General features: G+C 65.4%; 19 protein-coding genes. 9 read left to right on the top strand and 10 right to left on the bottom strand.

What is annotated here, in order from left to right; genetic code table 11:
* The first annotated feature begins 48 nt into the window (after positions 1-48).
* Together N4S67_RS00310 and N4S67_RS00305 are read left to right on the top strand one after the other, a co-directional pair.
* Positions 49-579, top strand: a complete 531-nt coding sequence (locus N4S67_RS00310; protein WP_260990951.1) for a GNAT family N-acetyltransferase — start codon at positions 49-51, stop codon at positions 577-579.
* Positions 580-1593: a nitronate monooxygenase gene (locus tag N4S67_RS00305; RefSeq protein WP_260990950.1), complete on the top strand. Its 1014-nt coding sequence runs from the start codon at positions 580-582 to the stop codon at positions 1591-1593. It abuts the gene before it with no gap.
* Between the two features lie 10 nt (positions 1594-1603).
* Here the strand turns inward: N4S67_RS00305 and N4S67_RS00300 are convergent, their stop codons facing one another.
* The 5 genes from N4S67_RS00300 to N4S67_RS00280 all read right to left on the bottom strand — a co-directional run bounded on the left by N4S67_RS00300 (position 1604) and on the right by N4S67_RS00280 (position 6302).
* Positions 1604-2485, bottom strand: a complete 882-nt coding sequence (locus tag N4S67_RS00300; RefSeq protein WP_260990949.1) for a DUF4097 family beta strand repeat-containing protein — start codon at positions 2483-2485, stop codon at positions 1604-1606.
* 21 nt (positions 2486-2506) lie between these two features.
* A complete protein-coding gene (locus N4S67_RS00295; RefSeq protein WP_260990948.1) occupies positions 2507-3151 on the bottom strand; it encodes a response regulator transcription factor in 645 nt (214 codons plus the stop codon).
* Positions 3139-4464: a sensor histidine kinase gene (locus N4S67_RS00290; protein WP_260990947.1), complete on the bottom strand. Its 1326-nt coding sequence runs from the start codon at positions 4462-4464 to the stop codon at positions 3139-3141. Before N4S67_RS00290 ends, N4S67_RS00295 begins: the two co-directional genes overlap by 13 nt.
* Positions 4465-4596: 132 nt before the next feature.
* On the bottom strand, positions 4597-5010 hold the full coding sequence (locus N4S67_RS00285) for a VOC family protein (RefSeq protein ID WP_260990946.1): 414 nt from the start codon (positions 5008-5010) through the stop codon (positions 4597-4599).
* A gap of 20 nt (positions 5011-5030) precedes the next feature.
* Positions 5031-6302: a DUF4032 domain-containing protein gene (locus N4S67_RS00280; RefSeq protein WP_260990945.1), complete on the bottom strand. Its 1272-nt coding sequence runs from the start codon at positions 6300-6302 to the stop codon at positions 5031-5033.
* Positions 6303-6396: 94 nt separating this feature from the next.
* On the opposite strand from N4S67_RS00280, the gene N4S67_RS00275 reads away from it, so the two are divergent.
* Positions 6397-7275, top strand: coding sequence for an LLM class flavin-dependent oxidoreductase (locus tag N4S67_RS00275; protein WP_260991990.1), 879 nt, complete (start codon positions 6397-6399; stop codon positions 7273-7275).
* On the opposite strand, the gene N4S67_RS00270 is transcribed toward N4S67_RS00275, so the two are convergent.
* Positions 7272-7715, bottom strand: a complete 444-nt coding sequence (locus N4S67_RS00270) for a hypothetical protein (RefSeq protein ID WP_260990944.1) — start codon at positions 7713-7715, stop codon at positions 7272-7274. The two genes, N4S67_RS00275 and N4S67_RS00270, sit on opposite strands and share 4 nt — an antisense overlap.
* 40 nt (positions 7716-7755) lie before the next feature.
* On the opposite strand from N4S67_RS00270, the gene N4S67_RS00265 reads away from it, so the two are divergent.
* Positions 7756-8433 (top strand): DUF899 domain-containing protein, encoded by a 678-nt coding sequence (locus N4S67_RS00265; RefSeq protein WP_260990943.1) that lies wholly within the window; start codon positions 7756-7758, stop codon positions 8431-8433.
* 4 nt (positions 8434-8437) lie between these two features.
* On the opposite strand, the gene N4S67_RS00260 is transcribed toward N4S67_RS00265, so the two are convergent.
* Positions 8438-9229 carry an FkbM family methyltransferase gene (locus N4S67_RS00260; protein ID WP_260990942.1) on the bottom strand — a complete coding sequence of 264 codons (792 nt, stop codon included), beginning with the start codon at positions 9227-9229 and terminating at the stop codon, positions 8438-8440.
* 378 nt (positions 9230-9607) lie between these two features.
* Here N4S67_RS00260 and N4S67_RS00255 point away from each other — a divergent pair, with 378 nt between their 5' ends.
* Positions 9608-9856, top strand: a complete 249-nt coding sequence (locus N4S67_RS00255) for a hypothetical protein (protein WP_260990941.1) — start codon at positions 9608-9610, stop codon at positions 9854-9856.
* Between the two features lie 78 nt (positions 9857-9934).
* On the opposite strand, the gene N4S67_RS00250 is transcribed toward N4S67_RS00255, so the two are convergent.
* Together N4S67_RS00250 and N4S67_RS00245 are read right to left on the bottom strand one after the other, a co-directional pair.
* Complete coding sequence (locus N4S67_RS00250) at positions 9935-14233, bottom strand: Ig-like domain-containing protein (RefSeq protein WP_260990940.1); 4299 nt, start codon at positions 14231-14233, stop codon at positions 9935-9937.
* Between the two features lie 354 nt (positions 14234-14587).
* A complete protein-coding gene (locus N4S67_RS00245; protein ID WP_260990939.1) occupies positions 14588-16264 on the bottom strand; it encodes a hypothetical protein in 1677 nt (558 codons plus the stop codon).
* Between the two features lie 223 nt (positions 16265-16487).
* Here N4S67_RS00245 and N4S67_RS00240 point away from each other — a divergent pair, with 223 nt between their 5' ends.
* On the top strand, positions 16488-16688 hold the full coding sequence (locus tag N4S67_RS00240) for a hypothetical protein (protein ID WP_260990938.1): 201 nt from the start codon (positions 16488-16490) through the stop codon (positions 16686-16688).
* 336 nt (positions 16689-17024) lie between these two features.
* On the opposite strand, the gene N4S67_RS00235 is transcribed toward N4S67_RS00240, so the two are convergent.
* On the bottom strand, positions 17025-17363 hold the full coding sequence (locus tag N4S67_RS00235; protein WP_260990937.1) for a CDGP domain-containing protein: 339 nt from the start codon (positions 17361-17363) through the stop codon (positions 17025-17027).
* Positions 17364-17973: 610 nt separating this feature from the next.
* On the opposite strand from N4S67_RS00235, the gene N4S67_RS00230 reads away from it, so the two are divergent.
* Genes N4S67_RS00230 through N4S67_RS00220 form a run of 3 tightly spaced genes read left to right on the top strand, consistent with a single transcriptional unit; the run spans position 17974 to position 20129 of the window.
* Complete coding sequence (locus N4S67_RS00230; RefSeq protein WP_260990936.1) at positions 17974-18300, top strand: hypothetical protein; 327 nt, start codon at positions 17974-17976, stop codon at positions 18298-18300.
* A gap of 48 nt (positions 18301-18348) precedes the next feature.
* Positions 18349-19164, top strand: a complete 816-nt coding sequence (locus N4S67_RS00225; RefSeq protein WP_260990935.1) for a tyrosine-type recombinase/integrase — start codon at positions 18349-18351, stop codon at positions 19162-19164.
* On the top strand, positions 19164-20129 hold the full coding sequence (locus N4S67_RS00220; protein ID WP_260990934.1) for a hypothetical protein: 966 nt from the start codon (positions 19164-19166) through the stop codon (positions 20127-20129). The genes N4S67_RS00225 and N4S67_RS00220 overlap by 1 nt, the downstream gene beginning before the upstream one ends.
* The last annotated feature ends 34 nt before the right edge of the window (positions 20130-20163 follow it).

Below are 20163 nucleotides of genomic sequence, written 5' to 3'. Positions count from 1 at the left end.
TAGTCAACCATCACAAACTCGGTTGCGGCAACGATGCACGATGGAGAAGTGACGGAAGTCGAGGTGCTCAACGGTTCGAGGGTCACGTTGCGGATCCCGACTCTCGATGATGCGGAGCCGCTGTTCGAAAGGATCGCTTCCGACCCGGAGGTTTCGCGATACATGTCGTGGCCTGTGCACCGCGACGTCGAGGAGACCCGACGGGTCATCACCGGACTGTTCAACGTCGGTGGCGAGACGACCTGGCTGATCGACCTGCGCGACAGTGGCGACCTCATCGGCGCGATCGGATGGCGACGCCCGCAGCGCCACATCATCGACTTCGGCTACTACCTGGGCCGTCCGTGGTGGGGGCGCGGCTACATGTCGGAGGCGGTGCAGCTGATACTCGACAAAGCCCATCGCGACGACACGGTGTTCCGCGTCTCGGCGTACTGCTCCGTCGAGAACACGGCGTCGGCTCGGGTGCTGGAACGATGCGGGCTGACATGCGAGGGTCGCCTCGTCCGCTATGCAGTGCTTCCCAACATCGGCGATGAACCGCAGGACTGCCTGCTGTTCGCGAAGGCGGTGAGGTAGATGAGTAGATTCGACCTGAGGGAGCTGTCGGTTCCCGTGATCGTCGCGCCCATGGCGGGAGGGCCGTCGACGCCCGAACTGGCCGCGGCCGGAACCAACGCCGGCGGGCTGGGCTTCGTACCCGGCGGCTACCTGAGCGCCGACACGTTCGGGGAACGGCTCGCCGCGGCCCGCCAACAGGCGCAGGGCCCGATCGGCGCGAATCTGTTTGTGCCGCAACCCAGTGCGGCAAGACCCGAGGCCATCGAGCGATACACCGCCGCACTTGCAGCCGACGCGGAGCGCTATGGCGCCCAACTGGGGGAGCCGCGCTTCGACGACGACGCGTGGGCCGCCAAGCTCGACGTCCTTCTCGACGTCCGACCGGAGGTGGCGTCGTTCACGTTCGGGCTGCCCAGCGCCGACGAGTGCCGCCGGTTGCGCGAGGCGGGCGTCACCACAGTCGGAACCGTGACGACGCTGGCGGAGGCCGAGGCGGCGATCGAATGCGGTGTCGACGCACTGGCCGCACAGGGCCCGGCTGCGGGCGGGCACCGAGGCACCTTCGATACGACCGCCGAGCCGTCTGCCCAGCCGCTCGACGACCTGCTGGCCGCGGTGACGACGCTGGGTCTGCCGGTAGTGGCCGCGGGGGGACTGATGACCGCCGACGACATCGCGCGAGTCCGCGACGCGGGCGCGGTGGCTGCGCAACTGGGAACGGCGTTTCTGCTCGCCGACGAGGCGGGCAGCAGCCCGGTGCATCGTGCCGCGCTGCAGGATGGCGGGTTCACCGAAACCGCGGTCACGAAAGCGTTTTCCGGTCGCTACGCACGCGGCCTCCGCAACCGATTCATCGACGAGCACGAGGCCCACGCGCCGTTCGGCTATCCGGAGGTGCACTACCTGACCAGTCCGCTGCGGGCGGCGTCGGTGCGCGCAGGCTCGCCCGACGCCGTCAACGTCTGGGCCGGTATCGGGTTCCGGCACGCCAGAGCCGGCACTGTCGCCGAGATCTTCTCCCGCCTCACCTGACGGCTGGCGACTACCGCAGGTCCTCGATGACCACGTCACCGTTCTGCGAGCGGACGGTCACGACGGCCGCCGCCGCTTCCCGGTCTTGCGTCTGCGGCACCCGCACGACGGCGTCGCCGTTGTCGGTGCTGGCGTTGACCACGTATGGGCCACGCGCCGGCAGCGCGATGACGACGTCACCGTTATCGCTCGTGGCGTCGATCGTCTTCGGCGCGGCTTCGGAGAAGTCCACCTTGACCGCACCGTTGTCGGTGGTAGCGATGAATGCCTCGGACACCGAGATCCGGTCGGGGGTGACCACGTCGCCGTTATCGGTGTGGATCTCGATCCTGCGGGCGGATCCGCTGAGAATGACCGCACCATTGTCGGTATTCGCGTTGAGCTGATCGACATCGGCCTGGGCGAGCACGACGCCGTTGTCCTGGCGTGTGGTGACCGTCAACCTGCGGGCCAGATCCGGTGGCAGTACGACGGAGATCTCCCCGCCCCGGCTCCACTGCAGGAACGGCGACGATTCACCGTTGATGGTGATGCGAGTCTCGCCACGATCGACGCTGACTCCCAACGGGTTTGCGCCTGCCCGCATCGAATTCACCATGCGCAGGTCGGCGCGGGGTTCGCTGGCGTTGCGGTCGGTGGTGATCCGCACCGCCACCGGAACGGAGCCGGTGTCGACCACCAGCGCGCGCATCTGCGAAGGCAGCGCCTTGGAATCCGTGATCACCCGAAAACCGCTGATGCCGAACGCGATGACGCCCAGCGACACGAGAGACCCCACCACCAGCACGACCGCGGCGACGATGAGCGTCACGCGTACCGCGGTGCGCCCGCCAGGGGAGAGGGGAGGAGGCGGGGTAGCCGGTGCTGGTGGTGGGGGAGCCAGAGTGGTCACGATGAATTTCCTTCCGCAGGTTCAGGACTCGAGGTAGCGCAGGACCGCCAGCACGCGGCGGTTCTCGCTCTCGTCGGGAGCAAGGTCCAACTTGGTGAAGATCGAGGCGATGTGCTTCTCGGCGGAGCCCACGGAGACGTGCAGCGCCGACGCGATCGCCGAGTTCGTCCTGCCCTCGGCCATGAGTTGCAGCACCTCGCTCTCGCGCGGGGTGAGGGCTTCAAGCGCGCTGCGGCGGTGTGAGCGCACCAGTATCTGCGACACCACTTCGGGGTCGAGAACGGTGCCGCCACCGCCGACGACCCCGACCGCGTCGAGGAAAGCCGGGACATCGGCCACCCGGTCCTTGAGCAGGTAGCCGAATCCCTTTGTGTCCGAGGCGATCAGGTCGGCCGCATAGCGCTCCTCGACGTAATGCGAGAGCACCAGCACCGGCGACTCCGGGTTCTGTTTGCGCAGCAGCGCCGCTGCCCGGATGCCCTCGTCGGTGAATGTCGGCGGCATCCGCACGTCGAGGATCGCCAGGTCGGGTCGCTGCTCGTTGACCAGCCGCAGCAGGTTGGTCGCATCGGGCACGCCGGCGACCACCTCGTGACCGGCGTCGGTGAGGATCCGCTCGATTCCCGCGCGCAGCAGGGCGGAATCCTCGGCGATCACGATCCGCATGGCAACACCGCGGTGACGATAGTCGGGCCCGTCGCGGGGCTGGACACGGCGAAGGTGCCGCGGGCCGCGCGCACCCGTTCCTCGAGACCCCGCAGTCCGGTGGCGTTCTCGTCGTCGGTGATCTCCGCGCCGCCGCGGCCGTCGTCGAACACCGTCACGTACAACTCGTCGGTCGCCTCGTCGAGGCGCACGGTGACGACCGCCTGTGCCGCCTGGGCGTGTTTGGCGACGTTGGTCAACGCCTCGGCGACGACGAAATAGGCCACCGACTCGGCCTCGTCGGGCAGCCGGCGCGGAAGGTGAACGTTCAGTGTCGTCGGCACGCCGTTCTTTTCAGACCGCTGCACCACCGACGACAGCGCAGCATCGAGGCCGCGGTCGGACAGAATCGTCGGCGCGATTCCGCGCACGACGTTGCGCAGTTCGACGAGCGCGCTCTTGGCGTCGTCGTGCGCCTCGGCGATCAGCGTCTTGGCCGCGGGCAGATCGGTGTCGAGTTTCGTCTGGGCCAACCCGATGGTCATGGCCAGTGACACCAGCCGCGGCTGCACGCTGTCGTGCAGATCGCGCTCGATGCGGTGGCGCTCGGTTTGCGCCGACGACACCGCGCCCTGACGAGCGTCGGCCAACGCGCTGACCTGATGCTCGAGCGCGGCCGTCGACGACGGCGACAGAAGCCACCGGTCGATCGCGGCGTCGACCGCAGGGGCGAAGAACAGGATCGCGACGGCAGCGACCACCGCGACCGCGGCGAGGAGGAACGCCACCCACGGCGGCACGAAATCCAGCCCGGCGTCGTCGTCGCTCTGGTTGATCGCGATCGCCGCGGCGGGACCGAGAATGGCGAACACCAACAGACCGAATGCAATGCCCGCGGCCAGGAGGTCATAGAGCATCCGTAGGTAGTGATGCGCCGTGGCTTTCCAGAACTTGGCGCTGCTGATGTCGAGCCACAGCTGGTGCAGCCAGCGCTGGACGCCGCTGTTGGGCGAGATCCGCCGCGGCGGGACGGCGATGCCCATGGCGAACACCGCCTCGCTGCGCATCCGCTCTACCCACTCGACGCCGCGCATCAGGTAGACGAACAGCACGGCCGCGACCGCGAACCCGATGCCGCTCGGGATCGAGGAGATCCCAATGATGAGGATCGTCAACGGGATCCAGATCCACACCGTGGCGATCGCGGCGCCGGTCACCATCGATGCGGTCGGCACGATCCCTAGAGTGCGGACTGACGACGTGGGGGTGGGCTGTTCGTCGGTGTCGGCAGGCGTCGGGGTGACGTCTGGACTCGTGTCGGTGACTGCGACCATGTCTTCAACCTATGGACATCGGTCCGCGGGCGACACAGCGTTTTCCCCAGAACTTGGTGGGGGAAAACCCCCGCTCCTCGTGATTTCGGTGCGCAAACAGTCGCTGCGCGAACGTTTGCGCACCGAAATCGCTCACTTCGGGGCGGTCAACTCCAGCGCGATGTTGTCCGGATCGCGGAATTCGAGAATGTAGGACGGGCCGATGTCCTTGACAGGCTCGTGGGGGATTCCCAGGCTGTCGAGATGTGCTGCCGCATCGTCGATTTCGGATTTGCCGCCGAGCCGGAACGCGAGGTGGTCCAGTCCTGCGCGGTCTTCGTCGAAGCGGTCTGAGGCCACCGGGCGAAGGCCTACCAGCGTGCCGCCGAGGTCATAGATCACCCCGCCGAACAGAAAGCTCAGTGCCTCGCGGGTGGCGCTGTCCGCCTTCTCTGGCAGTTCGATCAACACCTGCCAATCGAACACGCTCTCGTAGAACTGCCGTGACCGGTCGATGTCGGTCACCGTGAGCCGGATGTGCCCGATGGATGTGGTGGTGATGGCCATGGGTTCCATGCTGCCAGCGTTCACGGCTCGTCAGCGTCGATCACCGGCATCGGTGCGGTCGGTATCTCCGCCACCGCCATCTTCGCCGCTGAGTCGGTGGGGATGACGTCGCGGGCGAGCGCGGCCAGCGCGGCCTCGGTTCCGACGTCGCGACCTGCGCGTTCGCTGAGCAGCCAGCGGACCTCGAGCAGATCGCAGTACGCTTGGATCGGGGTGCCGGTTCCGCGGACCGCATTGTGCGCGCGGTGCATCTCGGGTGTCGCGACCTCCATCACCCACAGCCGCGCCGCAGTCGACTCGTCGACGTAATAACCCGCTTCGCGGCACAGCAGTCCCTGGTAGGTGTGCAGATCACCGAGCAGGATCTGCGCCTGGCCCTCACCGACATCGAGGCCGGTCAGCTCCCGCAGATGCTGGGCGTGGTAGCGGCGGTCACCGACCGCGACGTGCAGCCGCAGCCGGTCGGGTTCGGCGCCCACGGGCCGCAGGGCGATCTCGTCGACAGCGAAACCCAGGTCGTTGAGCCGCCGGATGGTGCTCTCGACGCGGTAGCGGTCGGACATGCCGAAGACCGGTTCGGCGTGCAGGATCTCCCACAGCTGCTCGTAGCGGTTGCGGATATCGAACGCTTCCTCGATCACGATCTCTTCGAGCTCCAAGCGGTCCAGCTGCGCGACGAGGTCGACCATGCCCGCGGCAACGTTCTCTACGAGAATGCTCATGTCGTGCTCGCGTTGGCCGTCGGACAACACCGGATGCACCTCGCTGGTCTCCGCGTCGACCAGCGACGCCTGCAGCACCTGGCCGTCCCGGGTGAACAGCGTGTTGGCCAGCGAGCAATCGCCCCAGAACACACCGTGGCGGTGCAGCTCGACCATCAGGTTGGCCATCGCGTCGAACAGCCTGGCCCGGTGCTTGGGTTGATCGGCAGGCAGACGCTTGAACAGGCGCCGGTATTGCCAGGAACCGTCGAGATAGCGGGTCAGCAGCAGGGCGGTGTCGTACTCGGGTTGGCGCACCAGGCCGGCCGGACGCACCGCGGGAAGGCCCATGTCCTCGAGCCGGCGCAGCACGGTGAATTCCTTGTCGGCGATACGCGGCGGCATGTCCTTGACCGCCCACAGCGCGTTGTCCGCTTCGACGAATTTCACCAGATGCCTGCTGGGCCCCACCGCGATGTCGCGCAGCGGAACGTCGGGCACCGTCCACTCGGACAACGGCAGTTCCCACGGCAGCGCGAGCAGTTCCGCCGTCGGCGCACGCAGACGGAGCTCCGGTACGCGGGCTGCCATACCTTCATGCTGCCCTCGATGGGGCGCGCGCGAAACCAGTCGTCGCCGTTCGGGCCGACCGGACGCGTGCCAGAATCGCCGCGTGCGGATCGGGATGACGATGCCGGTGATGGAGCCCCACCTAGACGCCGACACGCTGCGGGCGTGGGCGCGACTGATCGACGAGGGACCGTTCTCGTCGCTGTGCTGGGGCGAGCGGATCGCGTTCGACAACCCCGAGTGCCTGACGCTGCTGGGCGCCTTGGCGGCCTGGACGGATCGAGTGCGCCTGGTGACCACGGTGGTGGTGCCGCAGTTGCACGACCCGGTCATGTTGGCCAAGGCCCTGGCCACGGCCGACATGCTCAGCGGCGGCCGGTTGACGGTCGGCCTCGGCGTGGGTGGGCGCCATGAGGACTACCGCGCCGTCGGCGCCGATCCGGCGACGCAGACGATGCGCGGGATGGCCGAGCGGGTGGCGGTGATGAAGCGAATCTGGGCCGGCGAGAAGGTCACCGAGTCCGTTGTCCCGGTCGGGCCGCCACCGCTGCAGACCGGCGGGCCGCGGCTGCTGGTCGGCACGATGGGGCCCAAGACCATTCGCAGCGCCGCCGCGTGGGCCGACGGCGTGGCCGGAATGACGCTCGACCTCGACGTCGAGAAGGAGACCCGGCTGTTCGACGTCGCCCGCGACGCTTGGGAGCAGGTGGGCAGGTCCGCGCCGCACCTTGCGACGTCGTTCTGGTTCGCCCTCGGCGACGGCGACGCGACGCGCCGCCAGCTGCATCGGCATCTGCGCCGCTATATGAACTGGGTGCCCGCCGAGATCGTGGACGCGATGGCGCCGAGCACCGGGTGGGCGGGCACGGAGCGCGAATTGCTCGATGTGTTGCGACGATTCGAGGCGATCGGCGCCGACGAGGTTCACCTCATCCCGACCAGCTCCAACGTCGACCAGGTCCGTCGGATCGCGGACGCCGTCAGGGACTTCTAGGCGTCCAAACCGTCGTAGACCTTCTTGTAATAGGACCCCAGCGTCCGCGGACCGATGAACCGCATCACGGTGACCGCGATCAACCCGGTGAGGTTCTTCGACGTCTGGTCCCAGATCGCGTGCACCGAACTGCCGCCCTGCGGCGTCGGCGTGGCGGTCAGCCGCATGAATCCGCCCGCTCGCAGCGCCGTGCTTTCGGTGATCGTCAGCGTGACGGTGCCCGGCGTCGACCAGTCGTAGTGCCATCTGGCCCACAGCTTCGGCATGTCCTGGCCCTCGCGGATGTCGGCCTCGGTCTCGCCGAGGTGATACACCTCGAACGCCTCAACCGACGACGCGGGCCAGCGGTGCGGTCGGTCGGGGGAGAAGTCGGTCATCAGCTCGACAACCTGCTCGGGTGTCGCCGTCGTCTCGAAGTCGAACTCGAACGTGGTGCGCACGTGCCCGAACGTATCAGCCGTCGCGTGGCAAGCTGCATTCATGACGACGACCGCCAGAGCGTTGCCGCAGATCGTGACACGCGCCGAATGGGACGGGGCCCGAGCCGAATTGCTGGTCAAGGAAAAGGAATTGATGCGGCTCAAAGACACCGTCAGCGCCGCGCGCCGGCGTCTGCCGATGGTCGAGATCACCGAGTCGTACACGTTCGAAACCGAGAACGGCCGTGCCTCGCTGCTCGATCTGTTCGAGGGCCGGCGGCAGCTGATCGTGCAGCACTTCATGTTCGGCACCGACTGGGAGCAGGGCTGCGACGGCTGCTCGCTGATGGCCGACCACATCGGGCCGCTGTCGCATCTGCACGCCAAGGACACGTCGTTGGTGTTGGTGTCGCGCGCCGAACTGCCCAAGTTGCTGGCGTTCCGTGAGCGGATGGGATGGCAATTGCCGTGGGCGTCGTCGGCGGGCACGACGTTCAACGACGATTTCCACGCGACGGCTGACGGCCAAGAGCGCCAATCGATCAGTGTGTTCCTGCGCGACGGCGACCGGGTCTTTCACACATGGCAGACGTTCGACCGCGGCGAGGAGCCGTTCATGGTCGTGTTCGATCTGCTCGACCTCACCCCATACGGGCGTCAGGAGACGTGGGAGGACTCGCCTCAGGGTTGGCCGCAACAGCCGCCGTACGAGTGGATGCGGCTGGCCGACTCGTACTGACGCATCAGTCCGAGGGCAGGAAAACGAAGTTGTTGACGTAGGTGCCCTGCGTCGACCAGCCGTCGCGCCATCCGCCGATGTTCGCCGGATTCTGATGACGCTGGACGTCGAATTCCGCGATCGGCCGCCGGGCATCGCCGTCGATGAAGTAGCCGCGGTAGCCGAGATCGGTGAGCAGCGCCGTGATCTCGGCGACGGCGTTGGGATGGTGGCGCTCCTCGGCTTCGATCAACAACGCCGGACGGCTGCGGCGAATGGTGTTGACGGCGCCTTGCAACACCGCGAGTTCGTGTCCCTCGACGTCCACCTTGATGCAGCCGACGTTCTCCAGGCCCAGATCGTCGAGCCGCTGAACGGGAACGTCGATCGTCTCGACCGTGCTGTCGTATTCGTCGGCCAGTGGGTTGCCGCCTTCGATGGTGCTGCGGCCCGGGTCGGAGGCAACCACCCGCATGGCGATCGTGCCGGCCTGCGCGGACAGCGCTACGGAACGCACGTCGACCGGAGCCTGTGCCGCCCTGAACATGGCCTCGAGATCGCGGGCCTGCGCGCGCCGCGGCTCGAACGCGATCACCGACTTCGACGCCGAAGCCATGGCGATCGAGAACTCGCCGACGTCGGCGCCGATGTCGACGGAGACCCGGGCCGGATCGCAGAGCGTGCAGATTAGTCGCATGTCGTCGCGGTCGGCGACCAGTCGCGACAGGATGTCGAATTTGCGGCGCCAGAACCATCCGGGCGCCACTGCTTTGGCGACGGGCGCGAGCCGTTGCTTGACCGCTGTGCCTGCAGACATCGGGCGCTCCCTCGGGATCAAACAGTGATTGCTGGCATCATAGCCAGCAACCACACGCTATGCGTAGCCGCTGTTTGTCGGCTTACATGGGGACCCAAGTAACGTCAGGAAATATAGCTGTGCGGTGGCGCGGATCTTCTTGTTGCGCGAGAAGGAAGCTGGACCCTCGCAGTAAGGACGTTTGTGTGACAACGCAACCAAGGGCTCGCCCGCGCACGCGAAGCGAATCGCTTTGTCAACGCGGGCGGTTAACGGTCGCGCGGCCGTCAACGATAAACAAAGTGGGAATTGATCGTGAGTGCCTTGCCGTTGGCGCCTAGGGGTGGCCAGCCCTCCTCCGGGTAGCGGCGAGGCAGCCAGTCGATAGAGGAGTTCACGATGAACATCAAAAAGATGACAGCCAGTGCGGCGATTGCCGGCGCGCTCGGTTTCGCGGCGGTCGGACTCGGTGCCGGCCAGGCGCAGGCCGACGACTGGTGGTGGGAGCCGCCGGGTCCGGGCCACTTCATCCCGTCACCCGGACACATCGGACAGCTACCGTTCGTTCCGCCGCCGGGGCACATCGCCCAATTGCCGGGCGTTCCGCCGCCGGGGCACTGGGACAAGCCTTGGAAGTGGCTGAAGTAGCGACGGCGACGCGGCTGAAGGCGGCTCGCTGCTGAGTGTTCGGCCGGGCTCGGAAGTCATCCGGCCCGGCCGAACGCCTCACAAGCCGAGGCGCAGATTCTGGTTCTCGACGATGACCGCGCTGACCTCGCCCAGCGCCGGCTTCGGTGTCCAGTCCGTCCGGAGCAATCCCATGTTGGCGGCGTTCGCGTCCGCTTCGGTGTTGTCCTTGACGGTCTGGATGAAAGCCGGTCCGGCGTACGGGAGGGTGCGCCAGGTCCGCAGGAAGTCACCGATGAACTCGGTCTGACTCGCCTCAGAGACCAGGTGCGACGGCTGGCCGTACTCGGTGGCCCAGATCTTCTTGTTCCCGTCGCCGTTGGCGACCATCAATGCGTAGATGTCCTGCACCTGATCCATCGGCGAGTTCTGCACATTCGTGCCATCGGAGAACTGCAGGCTGTACAGGTAGGGGTGGACTGACAGCGCGTCGAAGTAGCCGGCCGCCCCTGCGGCGTACATCTCCTCGACGAACCGCACCGGGTTGGTCGTGATGTTGAAGAAGTCCAATACCGAGGCGACGGACCCGGCGACGACGACGGCGTTCGGGTCAGCGGCCTTGATCACCGGATACGCGGCCTTCAGAAGCTCGGTGTATTGCGCCGCGTTCGGTCCGGGCGCCCAGAACCCCCAGTAATTCGGCTCGTTCCAGATCTCGTATGCCGAGATCTTGCCGGCGTAGCGAGTGGCAACCATGCCGGCGTACTCGGCGAATTCCTGCGGATCGGCCGGCCGGCCGGCGAGCACCGGAACGTTGGGCACCGACGCCCAGACCGGCGGCGAGTTCAGCACCGCGAGCACCTCGATGTCGCGGGCCGCGGCAGCGTTGACCATGCGGTCGACGTTGGCCCATGACCACGAGTCGTCGGTGTACTCGACGCCCATCCAGGGCACAAGGATCCGGATATCGGTGACACCGGCCTGCTTCAGCAGATCGAGCGTCGTCTCGGTCTCGGCCTGCGTGAAGAAGTACATCTCCTGCGCGGTCACCGCGATCGTCGTCGAGCGCTGGTCCATCATGTTGGCCTGCGGGGGTGCGACCTCGACCGAAACCGTCACCGACGCCTGGACACCGGCGCTGTCGGTGACTGCGACGGTGAAGGTGTCCATGTCCACGCCGGTGGTGTTCGCCGCGGTGTAGCGGGCGTCGACGTTGGGCACGTAGACGAACGTTCCCGTGGTCGCATCGACCTTCACCAGACCCTTGGTCGGCCCGGTGGTGACGGTGTAGTTCAGCGCGCCGGTTTGGGTCGCGGCGCCGGTCACTTTGCCGGTCACGGTACCGATGGCCAGCGTCGGGTTGCCGGCCTGGAAGCCGCCGAGCGCTGGAGCGATGTTCATGGTCAGCGTCAGGGTGGCGGTGCCGCCGTAACCGTCGGCCACGGTCACCGTCACGGTGTCCGTCTTGGTGGCCGCCGTGGCGCCCGCCGCCGAGGCGGCCTCGCGCGAAGCGGCCGTCGGCTGATACGTGAAGTTGCCGTTGGGCGCCATCGTGAATGCGCCCTTGGTGGCGGGTGTAGCGGCGTAGGTGAGCGCGTCGTTGTCGCTGTCCACGAATCTGACGGTGCCGGTCACCGCTCCCGTGGACGTGTTGGTCGACGAGGTCACTGTAGGAGTGGTCGGTGCGGCGTTGGTCGGACTGATGGTGACGGTGACCGTGGCGGTCACGACGCCGCCGTAGCCGTCGTCGACTTTGACGGTGAACGTGTCCGACTTCGTAGCGGCCGGCGCGTCGAGTTTGGCAGCGGCGTGGCGGGCTACCGCGGTCGGCGTGTAGGTGAACGCCCCCGTGGTCGGATTGACGGCGACCGAGCCCTTCGTGGGCGATGTCGCCGTCGTGTAGGCGCGGACGTCGTTGTCTGCGTCGGTGGCGGTCACGGACCCGGTGACGACGCCGCTGGTGTTCGGCGCGTTCACCGTCACGCTCGCCACGGGAACTTTGTTCGCGGGCAGGATGTTGACCGTCACCGACGCGACGACAGCCGCGCCCCGGGGATCGGTCGCGGTGACGGTGAATATGTCGGTGGTGACGGTAGCCGTCGCACCGATCTTGGCCGCAGCATGTCGCGCCGACGCTGTGGGTGTGTAGGTGAACGTGCCGTCCGTGGCCACGGTCACGGTGCCCTTCTTCGGCGCGGCAGCCAACGTGTATTTGAGGACGTCCCCGTCGGGGTCGATGGCCCCGACTTTTCCGGTGAGCGCACCGGTCGTCGTGTTGGGCGGGTTGAAAACCGGCGTGCCGGCCTGAGGAGTTCTGTTAGCCGGGATCAGCGAGACGATGTGCATCTTCCCTGCGTCGCCGTCAGTGACGTACAGCAGGCTGCCGTCGGCGCTTGCGGTGATCGACGGCGGAATCGACATCGGGGTCGTGGCTGTGCGCGTCGCAACCGAGCCGAGCGGCGCACCGGTCGTCGCGTTGAGGGCCGACACCACGCCGGTGGTGCTGGCGACGAACAGCGTGCTGCCGTCCCTGCTGATTGTCACGGCGGCGGGGACACCGGCGACGCTGTACGTGCCCACCACGGCCTTGGTGGCGATATTGATGGCGTTGACCTTGCCGTCGGCCGACGTGACGAACAGTCGACTGCTGTCGGGGCTGACCGCCAAAGCTGTTGGCGCTCCTGGGAAATTCGCGATCAATGTGGAGGAGTACGAGGCGGCGCCGATCATCGATATGTTGCCGCCGCTGGTCGCGTTGGCGCTAACGACGTAAATGTTGGCCGCATCGGGGCTCATGAGGATGTCGGTCGGGCGCGAACCCGCCGGCAGCTTGACCGAGACCATGTTCCAGAACGCCGTGGGAATCTTGACCAGCGTGCCCGCGTCAAGGCTGGTGACGTAGAGAGTCTGGCCGCTGGGGCTGATGGCGACCGCGCTCGGCTTCGTGACCGTCAAGGTCTTCACGACCGCACCGGTGGCAGTGTTCACTGCCGTGACGGTGTTGCTCTCCGAGCTGATCACATAGATCTGCGTCCCGTCGGGCTTGACGACGATGCCGTCCGGCTTCGCGCCCACCGCAAGGGTTTTGATGACGGTATTGGTGACCGTGTCGATCACTGTGACGGTCCCGGCGGCCTTGTTGGTGACGTACGCACGGGTGCCTGCGACGGCGACCGCGTGCGCATCACCGAGGCCTCCGAGCTCGCCCACCTTGGTCAGCGGTGCTTCGCTGACCGGGATGTTCACGACGGTCGCCACACTGTTGATTCCGTCGGACACGGTGACCGTCATCGCGACGGTGTCGTTCGTGGTCGCCGTGACGGCGGCCGCTATGCGTTGCGCCGTCGTGGGTGTGTAGGTGAATTTCGCTGCGGCGTTGTCGAACACGAGTGTCCCGCCACTCGGCGCAGTGGCCACCGAGTAGGTCAGTGTGCGGCCCTCGGGGTCGGTGGCGACAACCTGGCCGGTGACAGTGCCCGTCGCCGAAGCAGGAGTACCCAAGACAACGGCGGTCGTCGGGGGGAGGTTGACGTCGGCTGTGCTGAGGCTCATCAGCATGGGCGCCGACTCAGCCGTGATCCTCGCGGTCGCAGGTGCGCCCACTTCGCGTCGTGCCGCGGCCAGCAGCACCCAGCTCAGCGGCGAGTTCGTAGGAGCGCCCGGTACTACGCCGAAAATGCTGGTCAGGATCGGCGCGACGACAGTCTGCAGCATTGTGTCGATAGCGGTGACCGGGCTGGCGATTGGATGCGTGCTCACGCGTTGGGGCGAGGGTGCGCTGAGTGCGACGCTCACCGCGCCCCTGCTCCCGACGATGGCAGGGGCCTTCGGAGCCGCAATGTTCAGATCATCGGGGGCCTTGGAAGCGTTGGTGTCCGCGGCGACCCGTACGGTCTGGGCGCTCGTCTGCGTCGTCGGCGTCTTCGGTGTTGTCGTAGTCTCGGCGCGGTCGGAGTCCGAGATCGTCACCTTCTCGTCGGGGTCGACGTCGTCATCCTCGGCGTCGGAGGTGTCTTCCTCGTCTTCCTCGTCTTCCTTCTCGTCTTTTTCCTCGTCAGGTGACGTGGCGCCGCCCGAGTTCGACACGACCACTCCGGGTGCGACCTCGACAGTCTGTGCCGTCGGCGATGACTTCGGTTGAGGCTCGGTAGACGGTGCGGTGGCGCCGGTCTCAGTAGACGCGGTTGGTGTACGGCCCGCCAAGTTCTGATCTCCGTCAGGAGCGGTGCTTACCGCCTCGTTCGGTTTGGTGGCGTCCGCGGTGCCGTCCGTCGACGGACTGGTCGCGTCGGTCGTCTCCGCCCAAGCGACCCCCGTCGGGGACGCGACCGCGAACCCCACGCCCAGCGCAACCGCCAACACGCCCACGCGTCCGATGTAGCTACCGTGTCGCGTCACTGGAAACCCCCATTGCTCAGTAATCTTCTGTACGAGCCCCTGGTTGTCCAATCGGTCCCGCAGAGCGCAGGAAGTCGATGTAATTGACTCTCGCGTTAAGAACATAACCCCTGATCAAGCTAATCTCCAAACCACTTCTTAACCGATCAACCTCGATGAGTGGTCAAGAGTCACAGGTGCCTCATCTGTCACTCAGTAAAGCAAATGACTTTGCTGGCAAATGAGGGCATAACTCAGGTTATGTCGATGAATGCCGCGTTCTCAGCAAACTTTGTGACTATGTAACGCGTACGGAAAGAATGTACGTAGAACGCAGGTGCGCGTGCGGACATCGGGCGGTCTCGCAAGCCTTAGTCAGTGCAGCGTGTAGCTCCGCCGGTCGACGGTCTCTTCGAGTAACCGCTCTCCGGTCGTGCGATCGAACGACAGCCTGCGCCACTCGACGTCGAGCGAACAGTTGCGATCACATGGAACGTGGTGAGCGGCGAGATTCATCCGTATCCAAGCTTTTTCGGCATCCGACAGCGGACCACCGTAATCGCGCAGGTGCTTTGAGCTGAAGTGGTGGTAAAAGTTCGACAGGCGATCCGGCAGGCTGGGGTTGGCGATGACGCGGCCGCTGCTGTCGAGGTTCGGACCGGGAAAGCGAACGGAGCCGAGCTGCACGGCGCCGCCGCGCGAAGGAATCAAGACGCTCGACGGGGCCACCTCGCTACGGCGGCCGTTGTCCACGACCCAGAAGCGCTGTTCGGCGACGTTGATGGCCCGTCCGTCGTCAAAGGTGCCCATGAACGACGGCCCCATCAGCGACGGGTAGGGCTCGGACACGGCCAGGATGACGGAGATATGCGCCGCAACAACTGCGGCCGCGGTAGGAAATGCCCACGCGGGCAGAGTGTTTCCCGAACGGTCGACCGGTTCGAGGAGGCGCTTCGCGTACACCCCCGCGCTGATTGCGACGACCATCGGCCAGAGCGCTACCGCCGGAACGCCCACGAAGGCCAACACCAGGACCACGGTCAACGGCGCGCCGACTCTCAGTGCGGCAAGGGAATACAGCGCCAGCACCGAGGCGGCGACAGCGCATACGAGCACGGGGCGCCGGGCCGCAAGACGGCCGAACGCACCGAGCGGTCGACTGAACCGGCGCGCCACCGCGTCGTAGCGGACGAACAGCAGATACACCACGATGATCTCGAAGAAGGCTGGAAATCCGACGAGCGCGGCGCCCGAATGGAAGAGCGCGGCGGCACCGAACAGGTACGGCGCCATCCAATCGCGGCGCATCGCGGCGATCAGCATGCCGAACTCGAATATCACAGTGGCGTAATCGATGACGAGCCATACGACCGTGGGGGTGGCGGGTAGCGGCAGCGGAGGTTCTGCTCCGAAACCGATCTGCACGCCGTGCGCGAACGCCCAGCCCAGCGAGGCGGACGTGCCGGGATCGAGCCAGCCCGTCAGCACCTTCACGGTGGCGGCGCCGGCGAACACGATGCCGAGCGCAACCGCCATGCCTGCGATGGGCAGGCATGCATCTGACTGGAAGCCCTCGCGCTGTCGAACGCGTTCGCGGCCGGCGTCGACGGACCACGTGTCGCCCCAGGATGTCCACGCCATCAGCGCCGGAACAAGGACGGTCCAGAGGATCGTGTGGTCGATCTTGCCCTCGCTGTAGAGCAGCGACGTCAGGACCAGCCCGCAGGTGGCGGCGCTCAGCGACGCGGTGCGGGTGAAGGCCCCGACGAGGATCGCGCCGAGGGAGGCGACGAGCAGCAGTTCGACTGCGAGGATCACGCCCGCCGATGGCCAGGTGGTGAGCAATATCGCGGGGCCGAGGGGTGGGTGGAACATGCCCGCCGGTGCACCGCCGACCTCGCCCGATGTGACGCCGACGCCGAGGCGGCCCGGGCCGAGAATGAACAGGGTTGTCAGCGCGAACAGGATGCGGTAGATCGCCAGCGACTCACTGGTCTGGGTGTAGCCCCTGCCGATCCGCCAACGGTCGATCGCGCGCGATGCGGCAGACACGGCAACGGTCGATCGCCGGTCATCTGTGAGCTCTTGCGCCACAAAGTGCCAGCTTAGTCGATTTGAGCAAATGTCGACCGCGCGATGCGGCCATCCGGGGTGGGGCATCGTGGTGACATGGCAGGAGCGCTGCAACCGAGTTGCAGCGCTCCTGGGGTTGGCTGGATTACGTCGAGACCCGACCTCTCACCGGGCGCTGATTTGAGCTGAGTCGAGGACGCGGGTGGGCAACCCACCTTTCGGGCCGACCGGGTTGGTCCTCGGCGGCGGCGGGTTGCAGTTGCCGTCACACGACGAGTCCTTCACCCACGTGCCGTTGACGCACTTGTACTTCGCCCAGCTAGTGCCACTGGTCACCGTGTGGAAGCCGCCGTCGCTCGTCGTGGCACCGTTCCAGGTGCAGGACGCCTTGGGCGTGCTCTGATTCGGTTCGGCCATGGCGGACTGAGCGCTGAATATCCCGATGACGGGCATAGCGACCGCTGCGATGGCGGCGAGGAGGATGCGGACCTTGAATGTGTTGTTGGTGGTGTGATTTGTCATGGCTGCAATGCTCGCGAGCACCGAGCGTCTCGGTAATCGCCCGCAAGCCAGACTCCCGCCAACGAAGGCGAGACTTTCCTGTCGGTGGGGCAAGGCGCTCACTGAGCGGAGTCGGCCACGCCGGCGCATTGAGGAGGCCCGGGAGATCGCCACATGGACATCCCTGCGTCTGGCCCGGAAGCACCAGGCCGGGGATGAGGCGCAGTTGTTTGTGTAGCTAGTTGAAGTTCAGCGGCGTAAAGCCGCCTGGATCGGTGTAGGTCGGCGGCAACCAGCCGGGCTCACCCTGCACCACTGTTTCCGGCCGCACGGGGTATTTCACCTTTTCGAAGATCTGCTCGTTCTGCCAGTAGCCGCCGGAGGTGGTGCAGCTGTAGCTGCCGCAGCTCGTCCGTATCGGCACCTGATGAGCGGGCACCCCGACCACGCGGAAGCGCATCCAACTGCCGTCGGCCATCATTGGCCCGTCGCAGATGATGCGTACTTGGCTGCCGAGGAAACCCCAGGGCACCGATTCGCAGCCAGGTCGCACATCGGCGTTTGCCGATGGCGCCATACCTATAACGGTCACAGCTGCCACAGCAGTCACTCCAGCAATCTTTAGATTCATCATTTCCCCCGTTCAAAATGGTAATTGGACCGTACCAAGCAACGTCGAAGGCCGGTAGCCGTTTTGAGTAAATTGACGCCAACGCTGGTTGCTCGCGTGGCCGCATCCTGCAACCACAGAATCCCCCCGCCCCGCCTATATCGCAGCTTTCGGTACCGGGTCAGCACAGGCAGCTCGGCCAGCGTCCAGCCGATGAACCTGCCGCACCGCGCGGGAAAGGTTTTGGGCGGAGTTGCGACATCCTGTGACACTGAGCCCACTTCAGGGCCTGCAGCGGGAGAGTGGTCGGACGAAAGAACCTGGTCAGATGGTGCCCCCGGCAGGATTCGAAAGTGCCGCCCGTCCCCGCGCCGATATGTGTCGTGACCTGCAATCACGCTGCAGCACAACCAGTTTAAATCTCCAAAAGCTCGCTCACTTCGCGCAGCCTACACAGGGTAGAATTGTCTGCATCGTTGGATCATCGTTGTGAGCTGGCAAACCCGCTGGTTAACAATGAGGGCCGCAGGATTCCTACCGCAAACCCGGTGGGATTTCACGAAGGGTTGCGTACGAAATGGCCGGCAAGAAGAACCCTCGCGAGTGGGGATCAATTCGCAAGCAACCCACCAAATCGGCGCGCTTCCAAGCGTCTTACGTCGGTCCCGATCTGCGGCGGCACTTCGCGCCGGTCACGTTCGAATCGAAAATGATCGCCGAACGCTGGCTAGGGAAGGAACGCGAGCGCATCGAAAAGGCTGCCGCTAGCGATGAGGGGCTCTCGTCGTGGAAACCGCCCGAAGTCATCAGCGCTGAGACCAAGGCCGAAGCCGTCACCCTGGCCGATTACGCCAAGACAGTCATTGCCGAACGCAATCTCAAAGCCCGAACCCGAATCGGCTAAGAGGCATCGCTGGCCAATTACATCGCGCCCAAGCTCGGAACCTACGCCGTGCGCGACCTGACCCCGCCATTGATTCGGTCGTGGTATTCGGGCCTGGGCAGCGCCCACCCGACGCGCAACGCTCACGCGTACGGGTTGCTCAACACTGTTTGCAATACCGCCGTGCGTGACGGATTGATCGAACGCAATCCGTGCATGATCGAACGTGCGATGAATCCCAAAACGAAACGCCAGGCCGTTGTGCCGACCATTCCCGAACTTGAAGCCATCGCCGACCAGCTCGGCAGCGACACCAGAAACGCCCGATTCCGCGCCCTGGTGCTCATTAGCGCGTGGTGCGGCCTGCGGTACGGCGAAGTGAGCGAGCTGCGCCGAAAAGACTTCGACGCCGACTGCACCGTGGTCTCAGTCGCACGCGGTGTTACGCACCGGAGCGGAGAATGCATCATCGACACACCCAAAGACGACAAGCCCGCTAAAGTTGTCATCCCGCCCCACATTCGCGACGACATCAAAGCACACTTGGCCAATCACGTTGACAAAGCGAGGGATTCGCTCCTGTTCGTACCGGCGCGCGGCGGCTGTCACGTCAATGATCGCGTCTTCGCCAAAGATGTGTTCAAACCAGCGCTGGCCGCGATTGGTCGCGTGGATATGCGCGTACACGATCTGCGGCACTTCGCAGGCACGATGACAGCTCAAGTCGGCAACTTGGTCGAAACGATGGCGCGGCTGAGGCATTCCACGCACAAGGCCAGCCTGATTTATCAGCAACAGGTGAGTGGTCGTGACATCGCCGTTGCTGACGCGCTTTCGGCGTTGCGGGCCGAGACACTCGCTACAGCCAGTGTGGAGTCGGCCTGATGAACCAACCAGACCCCATGGAATTTCTTGCCGTGCTGATGAATCGAGCACAGACCTTGGAGATCATCGGACGCACTCAAGCGAAGGCTAAACGCGGCGCTCATCTGCGGCCATGGGCGATGGGCGTGGGCCGCAACCTGGTCGACGCAAATAGCAGTCTTGGCCGCGACGACGCCGAGTTTATGGCTGATTACACGGGCGACATGGTGAGCGCTACAGCCGTTTACCCGATCATGAACGCAATCGACAGCATCACCGCAATAGCTGAATTGATCGACGGGCGAACAAAGTCCGGCGACAGTCACGCATCATCACTGTTGACGCTCTGCCGTATGGCGACTGAATCCGCCGCCACGACAATATGGCTGCTGTCGAATACCGATCGCGACATGAGACGCGGACTCAGCGTGCGATTCACCGCATCAGAACTCAACGCGCAGAGGGGATACCAGAGTTCAACGCGTAAGTACTTCGAACATGGCTCGCTCGGAAAGCGGTCGGTCGAATATCAACAGTTCCTCGAACATGTGCGGCTATTCGACGAGCGTGTCGTGATGTTGGAGCGGGGCATGCAGGAAACGCCGAATGCAAAGGTGAAAGGTAGCGGCGATGTGGTGATCGCGGCGGCGAAGTGGCTCGACGGCCATCCGCCGCTCCACGACGGCGACGCTGGGCCGTATGGTCGCCCGTTCGGGTTCGAAGATGTCGCGAAATCGTTCTACAACGTCAGCTCCGCGATTGTTCATGGCCTGAAGTGGCCGCTTGACTACATGCCGAGTGGTGAGGTTGACCTATCTCGCATGATCGTCGAGGGCGTCAACAACGCTGTGTCGATGGCTGAGTGTGCGGTGGCGTTGTTCGAAGCCCAGGCGCAGAGCTGGGAGACCGAGACCGACCGGCCTATCCTGTATCCGGATTCCTTACAACCGACTATTGAGGATTGGGCCGACCTCTACCCGGTGTGAAAGGTTAAGCGCCGAACCTATGCCCTGTCACGAG

The sequence above is a fragment of the Mycobacterium deserti genome (assembly GCF_025345615.1).
Lineage (GTDB): Bacteria > Actinomycetota > Actinomycetes > Mycobacteriales > Mycobacteriaceae > Mycobacterium > Mycobacterium deserti.
This window is presented reverse-complemented; position numbering and strand designations above follow the sequence as displayed.